This window comes from Kluyvera sichuanensis (assembly GCF_040930405.1).
Classification (GTDB): Bacteria; Pseudomonadota; Gammaproteobacteria; order Enterobacterales; family Enterobacteriaceae; genus Kluyvera; species Kluyvera sichuanensis.
Genome location: NZ_CP162271.1, coordinates 1746977 through 1761827, shown reverse-complemented (window position 1 = coordinate 1761827; position 14851 = coordinate 1746977). Strand labels below are relative to the sequence as shown.

At 55.1% G+C, this 14851-nt stretch carries 12 protein-coding genes; 6 read left to right on the top strand and 6 right to left on the bottom strand.

Annotated features, from left to right (window positions below):
* Nucleotides 1–57: 57 nt before the first annotated feature.
* Both lpxM and AB2B48_RS08730 read left to right on the top strand, forming a co-directional pair.
* Nucleotides 58–1035, top strand: coding sequence for a lauroyl-Kdo(2)-lipid IV(A) myristoyltransferase (gene lpxM / locus AB2B48_RS08735; RefSeq protein WP_333013032.1), 978 nt, complete (start codon nucleotides 58–60; stop codon nucleotides 1033–1035).
* Nucleotides 1036–1188: 153 nt separating this feature from the next.
* Nucleotides 1189–2546 (top strand): IS3 family transposase gene (locus tag AB2B48_RS08730; RefSeq protein ID WP_130070613.1). Its coding sequence is split into 2 segments (ribosomal slippage): nucleotides 1189–1651 and nucleotides 1651–2546, totalling 1359 coding nucleotides; the frame shifts between segments, so codons are not numbered across the junction.
* Nucleotides 2547–2612: 66 nt separating this feature from the next.
* On the opposite strand, the gene pyk is transcribed toward AB2B48_RS08730, so the two are convergent.
* Together pyk and AB2B48_RS08720 are read right to left on the bottom strand one after the other, a co-directional pair.
* Entirely contained in the window at nucleotides 2613–4055 is a 1443-nt protein-coding gene (pyk, locus tag AB2B48_RS08725; protein ID WP_035891694.1) for a pyruvate kinase, read from the bottom strand.
* A gap of 100 nt (nucleotides 4056–4155) precedes the next feature.
* Nucleotides 4156–5025 carry a MurR/RpiR family transcriptional regulator gene (locus tag AB2B48_RS08720; protein ID WP_220438926.1) on the bottom strand — a complete coding sequence of 290 codons (870 nt, stop codon included), beginning with the start codon at nucleotides 5023–5025 and terminating at the stop codon, nucleotides 4156–4158.
* 410 nt (nucleotides 5026–5435) lie between these two features.
* Between AB2B48_RS08720 and zwf the strand changes: the two genes are divergently transcribed.
* The 3 genes from zwf to AB2B48_RS08705 all read left to right on the top strand — a co-directional run bounded on the left by zwf (nucleotide 5436) and on the right by AB2B48_RS08705 (nucleotide 9637).
* Nucleotides 5436–6911: a glucose-6-phosphate dehydrogenase gene (zwf, locus tag AB2B48_RS08715; protein WP_185667582.1), complete on the top strand. Its 1476-nt coding sequence runs from the start codon at nucleotides 5436–5438 to the stop codon at nucleotides 6909–6911.
* A 233-nt stretch (nucleotides 6912–7144) separates the two neighbouring features.
* Nucleotides 7145–8956 (top strand): phosphogluconate dehydratase, encoded by a 1812-nt coding sequence (gene edd, locus AB2B48_RS08710; RefSeq protein WP_333013031.1) that lies wholly within the window; start codon nucleotides 7145–7147, stop codon nucleotides 8954–8956.
* 39 nt (nucleotides 8957–8995) lie between these two features.
* The gene (locus tag AB2B48_RS08705; RefSeq protein ID WP_185667584.1) at nucleotides 8996–9637 is read left to right on the top strand and encodes a bifunctional 4-hydroxy-2-oxoglutarate aldolase/2-dehydro-3-deoxy-phosphogluconate aldolase; all 642 of its coding nucleotides are present in this window, start codon (nucleotides 8996–8998) and stop codon (nucleotides 9635–9637) included.
* A gap of 76 nt (nucleotides 9638–9713) precedes the next feature.
* Here AB2B48_RS08705 and purT read toward each other — a convergent pair whose 3' ends face one another.
* On the bottom strand, nucleotides 9714–10892 hold the full coding sequence (gene purT, locus AB2B48_RS08700) for a formate-dependent phosphoribosylglycinamide formyltransferase (RefSeq protein WP_333013030.1): 1179 nt from the start codon (nucleotides 10890–10892) through the stop codon (nucleotides 9714–9716).
* 177 nt (nucleotides 10893–11069) lie between these two features.
* On the opposite strand from purT, the gene ptrB reads away from it, so the two are divergent.
* On the top strand, nucleotides 11070–13121 hold the full coding sequence (gene ptrB, locus AB2B48_RS08695; protein ID WP_368301549.1) for an oligopeptidase B: 2052 nt from the start codon (nucleotides 11070–11072) through the stop codon (nucleotides 13119–13121).
* Here ptrB and exoX read toward each other — a convergent pair whose 3' ends face one another.
* The 3 genes from exoX to AB2B48_RS08680 all read right to left on the bottom strand — a co-directional run bounded on the left by exoX (nucleotide 13122) and on the right by AB2B48_RS08680 (nucleotide 14792).
* Entirely contained in the window at nucleotides 13122–13781 is a 660-nt protein-coding gene (exoX, locus tag AB2B48_RS08690; protein WP_185667587.1) for an exodeoxyribonuclease X, read from the bottom strand.
* 22 nt (nucleotides 13782–13803) lie between these two features.
* Nucleotides 13804–14472 (bottom strand): carbon-nitrogen hydrolase family protein, encoded by a 669-nt coding sequence (locus AB2B48_RS08685; protein WP_185667588.1) that lies wholly within the window; start codon nucleotides 14470–14472, stop codon nucleotides 13804–13806.
* 89 nt (nucleotides 14473–14561) lie between these two features.
* Nucleotides 14562–14792 (bottom strand): DNA polymerase III subunit theta, encoded by a 231-nt coding sequence (locus AB2B48_RS08680; RefSeq protein WP_185667589.1) that lies wholly within the window; start codon nucleotides 14790–14792, stop codon nucleotides 14562–14564.
* Nucleotides 14793–14851: the final 59 nt, after the last annotated feature.

Below are 14851 nucleotides of genomic sequence, written 5' to 3'. Positions count from 1 at the left end.
CCTCGCTACACTATCTGATTATCCACACTGACCCGATGAATCAACCCTGGAATAGGCATGGAAACGAAAAAAAATAACAGTGAATACATTCCCGAGTTTGAGAAATCTTTCCGCCACCCCCAGTACTGGGGTGCCTGGTTAGGCGTGCTGGCGTTTGCGGGAGTCGCTTACGTACCGGCAAAAATCCGCGACCCTATTCTGGGTAAGCTCGGTCGCCTGGCGGGGAAATTTGGCCGCAGTGCGCGCCGTCGCGCGCAGATCAATCTGCTGTACTGCTTCCCGGAAAAAAGCGAAGCCGAGCGCGAAGCCATCATCGATGAAATGTTTGCCACCGCGCCGCAGGCGATGGTCATGATGGCTGAACTGGCGCTGAAAGGGCCGGAAAAAATTCTGCCGCGTCTCGACTGGCAGGGACAGGAGATTATCGATGAGATGCGTGCCAACGGCGAAAACGTTATTTTCCTGGTGCCGCACGGTTGGGGCGTTGATATCCCGGCGATGGTGATGGCGTCACAGGGCCAGAAGATGGCGGCGATGTTCCATAACCAGGGCAACAAGGTCTTTGACTACGTCTGGAACACCGTCCGTCGTCGTTTTGGCGGTCGTCTGCATGCCCGTAACGACGGCATCAAGCCGTTTATTCAGTCGGTCCGTCAGGGTTACTGGGGCTACTATCTGCCGGATCAGGATCACGGCCCGGAGCACAGCGAATTCGTGGACTTCTTTGCCACCTATAAAGCAACGCTGCCAGCGATTGGCCGCCTGATGAAGGTGTGCCGTGCGCGCGTGGTGCCGCTGTTCCCGGTCTACGATGGCAAGACGCATCGCCTGACCATTCTGGTGCGCCCGCCGATGGACGATCTGCTGGAAGCGGACGACAACACCATCGCACGTCGCATGAACGAAGAGGTGGAGATTTTCGTTGGGCCGCATACCGAACAGTACACGTGGATCCTCAAGCTGCTGAAAACACGTAAGCCGGGCGAAACCGAGCCGTATCAGCGCAAAGAGCTCTACCCAAAGAAAAAGAAATAGTCTCGTAGCCCGGCCGAGTGAAACGACGCCGGGACGGCTCGGTGCACAACCCGGCGTCGTTTCGCTCGGCCGGGCTACACAGGCAAAAAAAAACCGGACATTTGAACTGCACCCCAAAAGTTGGACACCCAACGAAGTAAGGTGCAGTTTTTTATGAGCAAGTATTCTCTCAGCTTTAAGATTGAAGTTGTGCAGCACTATCTTTCTGGTCAGGAAGGGCAGCAAGCGACTGCAAAGCGTTTTGGTATCGATCACAGTGCCGTTCGTAAGTGGACTGCAGCCTGGAAGATTCATGGCGAAGCCGGGCTGACAACCCGGCATTTCACCTATTCTCCTGCCTTTAAAGAGTCCGTTATCCTTCATATGCGTGAACACCGGCTTTCTGTTCGCGAAATCTGTGCAAAATTCACTATCCCTGCCTTTTCCACTGTTCGACAGTGGGAACGACTGTATGATGAAGGCGGATTAGAAGCCCTTACTGACAGCCGACGCAGGAAAAAAACGATGCCAGAACGCCCTGAGAATCACCCTGTCCCTCCTTTGCAGGTCCCTCTTGCCCCGGATGAGCGAGAGGAGCTTGAACAACTGCGTGCTGAAGTGGCATATCTAAAAAAGCTGCAAGCCTTACTCAGGGAAAGAGACACGTCAAAACGCGGGATAAAGCGCAGATCGTGAATGAGTTAAGGCCGGAGTTCTCCCTTATACGTCTGTTAAAAGCGGCAGGGCTGGCGAGAAGCACGTTCTACTGGCAACAGGCCAGCGGTAAAAAACCAGACAAATATGCCGGTGATAAGCAGCGTATTTTAACGCTGTTTCATAAACATAAAGGACGTTATGGATACCGGCGGATCACGCTGGCGAGCCGTCGGGAAGGTAGCTTACTGAACCATAAAACGGTTCAGAGGCTAATGAAGGAGTTAGATTTAACCAGTTGTATCAGAAGGAAGAAATACAACTCCTACAGAGGCCGGTACGGGAAAGTTGCGGGTAATGTGCTGAACCGGCAGTTCAGTGCGGATAAGCCCAATCAGAAGTGGGTAACAGATGTCACAGAATTTAAAATCAATGGAGAAAAGCTGTATCTGTCTCCGGTTCTGGATCTGTATAACGGAGAAATAGTTGCGTATGAGATGGCGTCCCGGCCTCTGTTGCCGATGGTGGATGAGATGCTGTCGAAAGCGATGTCGATACTGGGAAAAGACGAATACCCACTACTGCATTCAGATCAGGGCTGGCAGTACCAGATGGCGCATTATCAGAAGCGACTTGAGGAAGGTGGTCTGAAACAGAGCATGTCAAGAAAGGGGAACTGTCACGACAATGCGGTCATGGAAAGCTTCTTTGGTACGCTGAAATCTGAATGTTTTTACCTGTCAGACCATAGAGATATCAGCGAGTTGCGCATGGCTATCGATGACTATATCCACTATTACAACCATGAAAGAATCAAACAGAAACTAAAAGGCCTGAGTCCGGTAGAGTACCGAACCCAGGCCCTGATAGCCGCTTAATATAAACCGTCCAACATTATGGGGTCAGTTCAGAAAAACCAGCGGTTTTTTTATATCGAGAATAACTTACTCGACGGTCAGGATACGCGTGGTGTTGGTTGAGCCCACGGTGCTCATCACGTCGCCCTGAGTCACGATAACCAGGTCGCCGGACATCAGATAGCCTTTGTCGCGCAGCAGGTTCACCGCATCGTGTGCGGCAGCGACGCCGTCGCATTCGCTATCGAAGAATACCGGGGTGACGCCACGGTACAGCGCCGTCAGGTTCAGCGTACGCTCGTGACGAGACATGGCGAAGATAGGCAGCCCGGAAGTGATACGGGAGGTCATCAGCGCGGTACGGCCAGACTCGGTCATGGTGATGATGGCGGTAACGCCTTTCAGGTGGTTTGCTGCATACATTGCCGACATGGCAATCGCTTCTTCCACGTTGTCGAACTGCACGTCCAGACGGTGTTTAGAGACGTTGATGCTTGGGATCTTCTCAGCGCCCAGGCAAACGCGCGCCATGGCCGCCACGGTTTCAGAAGGGTACTGGCCCGCCGCAGTTTCCGCAGACAGCATTACCGCATCGGTACCGTCCAGCACGGCGTTCGCCACGTCCATCACTTCCGCACGGGTAGGCATTGGGTTGGTGATCATCGACTCCATCATCTGGGTCGCGGTAATCACGGAACGGTTCAGCTGACGCGCGCGACGAATCAGCGCTTTCTGGATACCGACCAGCTCAGGGTCACCGATTTCAACGCCCAGGTCGCCACGGGCAACCATCACCACGTCGGAGGCCAGAATAATGTCGTCCATCGCATCCTGGCTGCACACCGCTTCCGCACGTTCTACTTTGGCGACGATTTTCGCATCGCAGCCCGCTTCACGCGCCAGGCGACGAGCGTAGTTCAGGTCTTCACCGCAGCGCGGGAAGGAGACGGCCAGGTAATCAACGCCAATTTTAGCGGCGGTATGAATATCCGCTTTGTCTTTATCGGTCAGGGCTTCAGCCGAGAGGCCACCACCTAACTTGTTGATGCCTTTATTGTTGGACAGCGGGCCACCGACGGTCACTTCGGTGAACACCTTCATGCCCTGGATTTCCAGTACTTTCAGCTGTACGCGGCCATCATCCAGCAGCAGGATGTCGCCCGGCACGACGTCGGCAGGCAGACCTTTATAGTCGATGCCCACTTTCTCTTTGTCGCCTTCGCCTTTACCGAGGTTGGCATCGAGCAGGAATTTGTCGCCGATATTGAGGAAAACTTTACCTTCTTTGAAGGTAGAGACGCGAATTTTTGGTCCTTGCAGATCGCCAAGAATAGCTACATGGCGGCCCAGTTTTGCTGCGATTTCGCGTACTTTGTCAGCGCGTAGCTGATGATCTTCTGGTGTTCCGTGAGAGAAGTTCATGCGTACGACGTTAGCACCGGCGGAAATCACCTTCTCGAGGTTGTTATCGCGGTCGGTTGCTGGGCCTAACGTGGTGACGATCTTGGTTCTGCGAAGCCTTCTGGACATGTAATACTCCGTTGACTAATACAACTCAGGTGTTGCGTGAACAGGATTCGGTAGCAAGCGTTACCGAATGTTTTAATAGGTTACACCGTTATTATCGCTTTTAGTGATTATCGCTGTGTGCGGATAGCGCTTTATCAAACCGCGATTCCTTTAACGCTTCTTTGACTCGCTTCAAGTTATCCCGGAATTTCGCCCCTCGACGCAGGGTAAAACCGGTTGCCAGGACATCGATCACGGTAAGCTGCGCGAGTCGGGAGACCATTGGCATATAAATGTCGGTATCTTCGGGAACGTCCAGCGTGATGGCAAGGGTCGCTTCTCGGGCCAGCGGCGTGCCGGCGGAGGTGATGGCGATAACCATAGCATCATTTTCCCTCGCCACCTGGGCGACCTCAACCAGGCTTTTAGTTCTACCGGTATGGGAAATCAGCACCACAACGTCATCGTCGCTGCAATTCATACAGCTCATACGTTGCAGTACGATGTCATCAGAATAGATGACCGGGACGTTAAAGCGAAAAAACTTGTTCATCGCGTCGTGCGCCACGGCGGCGGAAGAACCTAAACCGAAGAAGGCAATTTTCTTGGCCTGGGTCAGCAGATCCACCGCACGGTTAACCGCCGACATATCCAGTGACTGGCGGACGTGCGCCAGGCTAGCCATGGCGGATTCGAAAATTTTAGCTGTATACGCCTCAACGCTGTCATCTTCATCAACATTACGATTAACATACGGTGTACCGTTGGCCAGACTTTGGGCAAGATGGAGCTTGAAGTCGGGGAACCCGCGGGTCTCCATACTGCGACAGAAGCGGTTAACGGTAGGTTCGCTGACCTCGGCCTCGAGGGCGAGCGCGGCAATGCTTGAGTGGATTGCCTGTTCAGGAGCGGCAAGAATAACTTCCGCCACTTTTCGCTCGGATTTGCTAAGGTTTTCCAGTTGGGTCTGGATTCTTTCCAGCATGTTCATCGTGACAAGTTGCTCATAGATTGAAACGATTCCATTAATGGGTGAAATCTGCAGGCGTTTTAGCAAGAATATACGCCTGAAGCCTGGCGAAAAGTGGAGAGAAACGGCAAAAAATGTTGTTTTTTTTCATTACATGATCAGCGTCGTATTTTAACAGACGCCGCTCGGGCGAAAGAACGAACAATACTGGCGGATTGCCTAAAACTCAGGCCTTGATGGTTCCGATTTGTGCGATCGGACGCGGTGACGCGCGTTAAAGGGTTTCGGCAATTTCGTAAACACAGTACAGTGCACCGTAAGAAAATTACAACGATATTCGCTATTTTTCAGGAAAACCTGATAGCTAGCGGGTATATAACCTGGCAGCGCCTTTGGGTGGTCAACCGGGATCTTTAACTGAGGAGAATGACATGGCGGTAACGCAAACGGCCCAGGCATGCGATCTGGTCATTTTCGGCGCGAAGGGCGACTTGGCCCGCCGAAAATTGCTGCCTTCCCTGTATCAGCTGGAAAAAGCCGGCCAGATTAACCCGGACACCCGGATTATCGGCGTAGGCCGTGCCGACTGGGATAAAGCGGCATACACCAAAGTTGTCCGCGAAGCGCTCGAAACCTTCATGAAAGAGAAGATTGACGAAAGTTTGTGGGATACCCTCAGCGCGCGTCTTGATTTTTGCAACCTTGACGTTAACGATGCGCCAGCATTTTCGCGTCTGGGTGAGATGCTCGATCAAAAAAATCGCATCACCATTAACTACTTCGCCATGCCGCCTAGCACCTTTGGCGCCATTTGCCGCGGCCTGGGTGAAGCGAAGCTGAATGCCAAGCCTGCGCGCGTCGTGATGGAAAAACCACTGGGTACCTCACTGGAAACCTCACGTGAGATTAACGACCAGGTGGGCGAATACTTTGAAGAGTGCCAGGTTTACCGTATCGACCACTATCTGGGTAAAGAAACGGTACTGAACTTACTGGCGCTGCGCTTTGCCAACTCCCTGTTCGTGAACAACTGGGACAACCGCACTATCGACCATGTGGAAATTACCGTGGCTGAGGAAGTCGGGATTGAAGGCCGTTGGGGCTATTTCGATCAGGCCGGTCAAATGCGCGACATGATCCAAAACCACCTGCTGCAGATTCTGTGCATGATTGCGATGGCGCCGCCGTCCGATCTGACCGCTGACAGCATTCGTGATGAGAAAGTGAAAGTGCTGAAGTCGCTGCGCCGCATTGACCGCAGCAACGTTCGCGATAAAACCGTACGCGGCCAGTATACCGCTGGGTTTGCGCAGGGGCAGAAAGTCCCGGGCTATCTGGAAGAAGAGGGTGCGAACAAATCCAGCAGCACCGAAACCTTCGTTTCTATTCGCGTAGATATTGATAACTGGCGCTGGGCGGGGGTTCCGTTCTATCTGCGTACCGGCAAACGTCTGCCGACCAAATGCTCTGAAGTTGTCGTCTACTTCAAAAACCCTGAGCTGAACCTGTTCAAGGAAACCTGGCCTGAGCTGCCGCAGAACAAACTGACTATCCGTCTGCAGCCAGATGAAGGCGTGGATATTCAGATCCTTAACAAAGTTCCAGGTCTGGAGCACAAGCATAACCTGCAGGTGACCAAGCTTGATCTGAGCTACTCCGAAACCTTCAATCAGACTCACCTGGCGGACGCCTACGAACGTCTGCTGCTGGAGACCATGCGTGGTATTCAGGCGCTGTTCGTGCGGCGTGACGAAGTGGAAGAAGCGTGGAAGTGGGTTGACTCCATCACGGAAGCATGGGCGAGCGATAAAGACGCGCCAAAACCGTACCAGGCTGGCACCTGGGGGCCGGTAGCGTCGGTTGCGATGATCACCCGTGATGGTCGCTCCTGGAACGAGTTCGAATAACCGGCTGCGATAATCCGGAAGGGTTATTTTACCGGTAACATGATCTAACACAGCATGTAGTGCTATTTTTACGCATTTAAGCCCCGGGTGGATTCACCACCGGGGTTTTTTTTATTACACTACGGGCAGACCTTTGCCTCTGAGCTGCGCTATACGGGCTTTTCCGATAAATCAGACCTATGATTTAACCGTGTAAGATAGCGGCCTGGACAGAAAAATTTTAAGGAGCCTTTATGAACTCTGTAATGTTACGCGTAACAAATCGTATTATTGAACGCTCGCGTGAAACCCGCGAAGCCTACCTGGCGCGTATCAATCAGGCCAAAACTGAAACGGTTCACCGTTCTGAACTGGCCTGCGGTAACCTGGCACACGGTTTCGCCGCCTGTCAGCCGGACGATAAAGCATCGCTGAAGAGCATGCTGCGTAACAATATCGCGATCATTACCTCCTATAACGACATGCTTTCTGCCCATCAGCCCTATGAACACTACCCTGAGCTGATCCGCAAAGCGCTGCACAGCGTGAACGCGGTCGGTCAGGTCGCGGGCGGCGTACCGGCCATGTGCGACGGTGTGACGCAAGGGCAGGACGGTATGGAGCTTTCCCTGCTGAGCCGCGAAGTGATCGCGATGTCTGCCGCCGTGGGCCTGTCCCATAATATGTTTGACGGTGCGCTGTACCTCGGCGTGTGCGACAAAATCGTCCCAGGGCTTGCCATGGCGGCGCTCTCCTTTGGTCATCTGCCGTCCGTGTTTATTCCATCAGGCCCGATGGCGAGCGGCCTGCCGAACAAAGAAAAAGTACGTATCCGTCAGCTGTATGCTGAAGGTAAGGTGGATCGTAACGCGCTGCTGGAATCTGAAGCCGCGTCGTATCATGCACCGGGCACCTGCACCTTCTATGGCACCGCCAACACCAACCAAATGGTGATCGAATTTATGGGCATGCAGTTGCCGGGTTCCTCATTCGTACACCCGGATGCACCGCTGCGTGCTGAACTGACCGCTGCCGCCGCGCGTCAGGTAACGCGCATGACCGGTAACGGTAACGAGTGGATGCCGCTCGGTAAAATGATCGATGAAAAAGTGGTGGTCAACGGCATCGTGGCGCTGCTGGCAACCGGCGGTTCAACCAACCACACCATGCACCTGGTGGCGATGGCGCGCGCGGCGGGCATCATCATCAACTGGGATGATTTCTCCGATCTTTCTGAAGTCGTGCCGCTGATGGCGCGTCTCTACCCGAACGGCCCGGCCGATATCAACCACTTCCAGGCGGCGGGCGGTGTGCCGGTACTGGTCCGCGAACTGCTGAAAGGCGGCCTGCTGCACGAAGACGTCAACACGGTGGCCGGTTTTGGTCTCTCGCACTACACCATGGAACCGTGGCTGAATGACGGCAAGCTTGACTGGCGTGAAGGCGCAACCGCGTCGCTGGATGACAACATCATCGCCACCTTCGACAAACCGTTCTCAAAACACGGCGGTACCAAAGTACTGAGCGGCAACCTGGGCCGTGCGGTGATGAAAACGTCGGCGGTACCGGTTGAAAACCAGATTATTGAAGCGCCAGCCGTGGTCTTCGAGAGCCAGCACGATGTGCTGCCAGCGTTCGAAGCGGGCTTACTGGATAAAGATTGCGTGGTTGTTGTGCGCCATCAAGGGCCAAAAGCGAACGGCATGCCAGAATTACATAAACTTATGCCGCCACTTGGTGTATTATTGGACCGCTGTTTCAAAATTGCGTTAGTTACTGATGGACGACTGTCCGGTGCATCCGGTAAAGTGCCGTCAGCGATCCACGTAACCCCTGAAGCTTATGACGGTGGCCTGCTGGCGAAAGTGCGCGATGGCGACATGATTCGCGTCAATGGCCAGACTGGCGAACTGACGCTGCTGGTTGATGACGCTGAACTGGCCGCACGCCAACCGCATATTCCCGATCTGAGCGCTTCGCGCGTGGGGACAGGCCGTGAACTGTTTAGCGCACTACGGGAAAAACTGTCCGGCGCAGAGCAGGGCGCAACCTGTATTACCTTTTAAGATGACACGTTTTGTAGATCTGGCGAGAGAAAATTTCTGATGAAAAACTGGAAAACAACGGCTGAAGCAATCCTGACCACTGGCCCGGTAGTACCGGTAATCGTGGTTAACAAGCTTGAGCACGCAGTACCGATGGCGAAAGCGCTGGTTGCTGGTGGCGTACGCGTTCTTGAAGTGACGCTGCGTACCGCTTGTGCGATGGACGCTATCCGCGCCATTGCTAAAGAAGTGCCGGACGCTATCGTGGGCGCGGGTACCGTGACCAACGCTCAGCAGCTGAAAGAAGTGACCGAAGCTGGCGCGCAGTTTGCTATCAGCCCAGGCCTGACCGACAGCCTGCTGAAAGCGGCGACCGCGGGTACTATTCCGCTGATCCCTGGTATCTGCTCCGTGTCTGAACTGATGCTGGGTATGGAACACGGCCTGAAAGAGTTCAAATTCTTCCCGGCTGAAGCGAACGGCGGCGTGAAAGCGCTGCAGGCGATCGCGGGTCCATTCTCTCAGATTCGTTTCTGCCCAACCGGCGGTATCTCTCCAGCTAACTACCGTGACTACCTGGCGCTGAAAAGCGTACTGTGCATCGGCGGTTCCTGGCTGGTGCCAGCTGACGCGCTGGAATCAGGCGACTACGATCGCATCACCAAGCTGGCTCGCGAAGCGGTTGAAGGCGCGAAGCTGTAAGGTGTTTGCTGCACCCAGCCTGATGGCCGGGTGAGCAAAAGAAGGGCGGGTATGCGCAAGCAGCCCGCCTTTTTTCTTATCCCTGAACTACCACGGCCGCAGCGGCGATTTTGGCACGCTCGACGGCCTCTTCAACGCTGTCCGCCGTTGCCAGCGCCACGCCCATACGGCGAGAACCCGCAATATCCGGTTTACCGAACAGACGCAGCTGTACCCCGGCGCTTAGCGCATTCTGCACGTTATCAAAGGTGACGTTGCGGCTGGTCAGCGTGGGCAGCAGTACCGCAGAAGCGGACGGGCCGTACTGACGGATAGCGCCAATCGGCAGCCCGAGGAAAGCGCGAACGTGCAGAGCAAACTCGGAGACGTCCTGCGAAATCAGCGTCACCATCCCGGTATCGTGCGGGCGAGGGGAGACTTCGCTGAACACCACGTCATCACCACACACAAACAGCTCTACGCCGAAAAGACCATAGCCGCCCAGCGCCAGCACCACCTCGCGGGCGATCTCCTGTGCACGCGCCAGCGCCAGTTCGCTCATCTGCTGCGGCTGCCAGGATTCGCGGTAGTCGCCATCTTCCTGACGATGGCCCACCGGGGCGCAGAAGTGCACGCCGTCGACGGCATTGACGGTCAGCAGAGTGATTTCGAAATCGAAGTTAACCACCCCTTCAACAATCACCCGGCCCGCCCCGGCGCGACCGCCTTCCTGCGCATACTGCCAGGCCTGCGCCAGCTGATCTTCACGGCGAATAAAGGTCTGGCCCTTGCCGGATGAACTCATCACCGGCTTGACGATGCACGGCAGGCCGATATCGGTGACCGCCTCACGGAACTGTGCTTCGCTGTCGGCAAAATGGTAGGCCGAAGTGGGAAGCTTGAGGGTTTCCGCCGCCAGACGGCGAATACCTTCACGGTTCATCGTCAGTTTGGTTGCCCGGGCGCACGGCACGACCTTCTGCCCGGCCTGCTCAAGCTCAATCAGCGTGTCCGTGGCGATAGCTTCAATTTCTGGCACGATAAAGTCAGGTTTTTCCTGCGCAACCAGCGCTTTCAGGACGTTGCCATCGAGCATGTTGATAACGTAAGCGCGGTGCGCAACGTGCATGGCTGGCGCATCGGCGTAACGATCTACGGCGATCACTTCAATGCCCAAGCGCTGACATTCGATCGCCACCTCTTTACCTAACTCACCTGAACCCAGAAGCATTACGCGCGTCGCAGCGGGACGCAGAGCTGTTCCTAATAACGTCATTACCCATTCCACCGTCTATCCAAAGTTTGGCGCATTATAAACGAAAACGTTTGCGTCTGTCTTGCAAGTGGCACAAAAGACGGATGAAACGTAGGATGAGGGGATAGGTTAAGTTGGCAATGAGCGCGACTTTTGCCAGGCTTAATAATGAATTAACACGACAAGAAGAATAACGAGATGCCACCTAAAGCGAAACGGATACCCCACACCATGACTTTGCATGGTGATACGCGCGTCGATAACTACTACTGGCTTCGCGATGACACGCGCTCTAAACCAGCGGTGCTTGATTACCTGCAGCAGGAGAACGCCTACGGGCGTCAAGTGATGTCCTCCCAGCGCAGCCTGCAGGATCGCGTGCTAAAAGAGATTGTCGACAGGATCCCTCCACGTGAGGTTTCAGCGCCCTATATCAAAAACGGCTATCGCTATCGCCAGGTGTTTGAGCCGGGCCGTGAATATGCGATTTACCAGCGCCAGGCATTAAACAGCGATGAGTGGTCCTTGCTGATTGATGAAAATAAAAGGGCGGCGCACAGCGAATTCTATACCCTGGGCGGGCTGAACGTCGCACCAGACAATAACCTGCTGGCGGTCACCGAGGATTTCCTCTCCCGCCGTCAGTACAGTCTGCGTATCCGCCATCTGGAGAATGAAACCTGGCTGCCGGAGGTGATTGACGATGTTTCACCGGGCGTGGTGTGGGCCAACGATTCCCGGGTGCTTTACTACGTGCGTCAGCACCCAACGACGCTGCTGCCGTGGCAGGTGTGGCGACATCAGGTTGGTGCGCCTGCTGAGCAGGATGTGCTGATTTACGAAGAGCAGGACGAAACGTTTTATGTCAGCCTGCATAAGACATCTTCACGCCAGTATGTGGTGATTGCGTTGTCCAGCACCACCACTAGCGAAATGCTGCTGCTGGATGCCGACCAGCCTAACGCCGAGCCGCGCGTCTATGTCCCGCGCCGTAAAGATCACGAGTACAGCCTCGATCACTACCAAAACCAGTTCTACCTGCGTTCTAACCGCGAGGGTAAAAACTTCGGCCTGTACCGCAGTGAATCCTGGGAAGAGGCCGAGTGGCAAACCCTGATTGCACCGCGCGATGCGGTGATGCTGGAAGATTTCACCCTGTTTCGCGACTGGCTGGTGGTGGAAGAGCGCCAGCAAGGCTTAACCCGCCTGCGCCAGATCCATCGCCATCGCCAACAGGAAACGGCCATTGCCTTTGACGATCCGGCCTATGTGACGTGGATTGCCTATAACCCGGAACCGGAAACCGCCTGCCTGCGCTACGGCTATTCGTCGATGACCACACCGGATACGTTGTTTGAGCTGGATATGGACAGCGGCGAGCGCCGTGTGCTGAAGCAGCAGGAAGTGAAAGGGTTCGACGCCAGTCGTTACCGCAGTGAACGTATCTGGATTACCGCACGCGATGGCGTAGAGGTGCCCGTGTCGTTGGTCTATCGTCATGAGCATTTTCGTCGCGGTAAAAATCCGCTACTGGTCTACGGCTACGGCTCCTACGGGGCCAGTATGGACGCCGATTTTAGCAGCAGCCGCTTAAGCCTGCTCGACCGGGGCTTTGTCTTTGCCATCGCCCATATTCGTGGCGGCGGCGAACTGGGGCAACTCTGGTATGAAGAGGGGAAATTCCTTAAAAAGAAAAACACCTTCAATGACTACCTCGATGCCTGCGATGCGCTGCTGGCGAAAGGCTATGGCGACCCGGCGCTCTGTTATGGCATGGGCGGTAGCGCGGGAGGCTTGTTGATGGGAACCGTGATTAACGAGCGTCCTGAACTGTTCCACGGTGTTGTTGCGCAGGTGCCGTTCGTCGATGTGGTGACCACGATGCTCGATGAGTCGATTCCGCTGACCACCGGCGAATTTGAAGAGTGGGGTAATCCACAGGATGAAACCTACTATCGCTATATGAAGTCCTATAGCCCTTATGACAACGTCAAGGCACAGGTTTATCCGCACCTGCTGGTGACCTCCGGGCTGCATGATTCACAGGTGCAATACTGGGAGCCAGCAAAATGGGTGGCGAAGCTGCGTGAGCTGAAGGTAGACGATAACCTGCTGCTACTGTGCACCGAGATGGACTCCGGCCACGGTGGGAAGTCCGGTCGCTATAAAAGCTATGAAGGGGTGGCGCTGGAGTTTGCCTTCCTGATTGCCCTGGCGCAGGGGACCTTGCCGGGGCAGTCCGAGCGCTAGCTACTGCTCGAGGTAGTGTTTGAGGGTTACGCGCAGTTCCGGGCTCATGCGGTCGAGGTTGTTAAACAGCCAGCGCAGGTAGCCCGGATCGTTCTTCGCCACTTCTGCCACTTCCTGCCCGCGGTATTTGCCGAAAGTAAAAGTACGCAGCAGCGCCGGGCGGCCGGTGACGTCTACCATTTGGTCCGGCGTCCAGCCTGAGACCTGCATAATGTCAATCAGCAGCGAGGCGGTGATATAACAGTCGTAAAGCGCGCGGTGATGATGCAGACCCGGGGGCGTCGCCACGCTTAGCTTGCGCGACTTGTACAGCGCCATATTGCTGTACTTGATGCCCGGCCATAGGCGGCGGGCCATCTTCATGGTGCAGATCCACTCGCCGTCCATTTCTGGCAGCACGCGGCGGTCGAAGCTGGCATTGTGGGCGACATACCACGGGCTACCCTGATAAAACGGCACCACTTCCTCAATCCACGGTTTGTCTGCCACCATCTCTTCGGTGATCCGGTGAATGGCCATCGCTTGCGGGCTGATAGGGCGGTCCGGACGCACCAGGTGACTCATGGGGTTGACGATTTTACCGTCAATAACATCAACGGAGGCGATCTCCACGATGCCCCCTTGCAGGTCACAGGTTTCTGTATCGATTACGCGCAGCATGGCAAACTCCGGCCTAAAACGCTTAGCGTAATGGAATGATCTCGCCTTGCCAACCCTGGTCGCTCTTTCTGCCCGTTAGCAGCAGTTCGCCGCTATCGGCACGCACAATAAGCTGGCCGTTTTCATCCCATAACGCGCTACCGCCGGAAAAGGTGCCACTGGCGTAGTTGGATTTCAGCACGGCAATAGCGTACTTGTGAGCGAAGCGCTGTAGCCGCTGGCTGGTTCGCTGCTGCTGCGGTTCCGCCATTGAACTGACCGTGGCCAGCAGCGAGGCCTGCGGCGAGAGTTCGCAGCCTTCATGGTGCAGTTCAAAGACGCTGATTTGATCGGACTCAGGGGCCAGGCAGGTTCCCTGGCCCTGATGCTGCTTGATAGGGCCGGTGGCGTGCGGGGCGAAGATAACGATGCCTTTGATGCGCTTACCGTCATTTTCCATCGGCAGCCCGGCGATAATAGTCATCTGATGCCGCTGGGCAGCCTCGCTTAAGGGCTGTAGCTGGGTATCGTTCGGCGGTGCGGGCAAAGTTTGCTCGTCATCGGGACCGGTCAGAGAAAGCTCCGGGAAGATTAATACCTTACAGGCCTGCTCGGCGGCGGCATCGATAAACCGCAGATGGTGGGTAATGTTCTCAGCGACATCCCCTCTGCGGGGAGCATATTGCGCTGCAGCAATAGTCCATGTCAGCATAGTTGCATCCTTCAACACGTTGTCATTGGGCTTTTATTCCAGACGATAGTATCAGGATGGACGTAAGGAACTGTCACTTAGCGTAAGCTTTATTTGGCTTTTGGCTCGTACGGCAGGCGAGAAAGATTAACCGAGGCTAAACGGTGCGTAATTAACCGTTCGCGGAACCAGTCACGCAGGTGCGCTGGCTGTTCGCGTTCCACCACTTCGGCGACGACCGGCATATTGTAGCGTTCTTTAAACGCCACGCCTGCGGCGGCCAGATCGACGTTCACTTTGTCCATCTCGTCCTGGGGGAGGGTTGCCAGATTGGTATGCATGATTTTCTCCTTGGGATAACGCGCAAAAGTTACTAAGAGTATCGCAAAATGGCAAGTCC

Bases quoted from the DNA above. Each gene is read 5' to 3' on its own strand.
- lpxM (WP_333013032.1), top strand. From the start codon at position 58: ATGGAAACGAAAAAAAATAACAGTGAATACATTCCCGAGTTTGAGAAA.
- pyk (WP_035891694.1), bottom strand. From the start codon at position 4,055: ATGTCCAGAAGGCTTCGCAGAACCAAGATCGTCACCACGTTAGGCCCA.
- AB2B48_RS08720 (WP_220438926.1), bottom strand. From the start codon at position 5,025: ATGAACATGCTGGAAAGAATCCAGACCCAACTGGAAAACCTTAGCAAA.
- zwf (WP_185667582.1), top strand. From the start codon at position 5,436: ATGGCGGTAACGCAAACGGCCCAGGCATGCGATCTGGTCATTTTCGGC.
- edd (WP_333013031.1), top strand. From the start codon at position 7,145: ATGAACTCTGTAATGTTACGCGTAACAAATCGTATTATTGAACGCTCG.
- AB2B48_RS08705 (WP_185667584.1), top strand. From the start codon at position 8,996: ATGAAAAACTGGAAAACAACGGCTGAAGCAATCCTGACCACTGGCCCG.
- purT (WP_333013030.1), bottom strand. From the start codon at position 10,892: ATGACGTTATTAGGAACAGCTCTGCGTCCCGCTGCGACGCGCGTAATG.
- ptrB (WP_368301549.1), top strand. From the start codon at position 11,070: ATGCCACCTAAAGCGAAACGGATACCCCACACCATGACTTTGCATGGT.
- exoX (WP_185667587.1), bottom strand. From the start codon at position 13,781: ATGCTGCGCGTAATCGATACAGAAACCTGTGACCTGCAAGGGGGCATC.
- AB2B48_RS08685 (WP_185667588.1), bottom strand. From the start codon at position 14,472: ATGCTGACATGGACTATTGCTGCAGCGCAATATGCTCCCCGCAGAGGG.
- AB2B48_RS08680 (WP_185667589.1), bottom strand. From the start codon at position 14,792: ATGCATACCAATCTGGCAACCCTCCCCCAGGACGAGATGGACAAAGTG.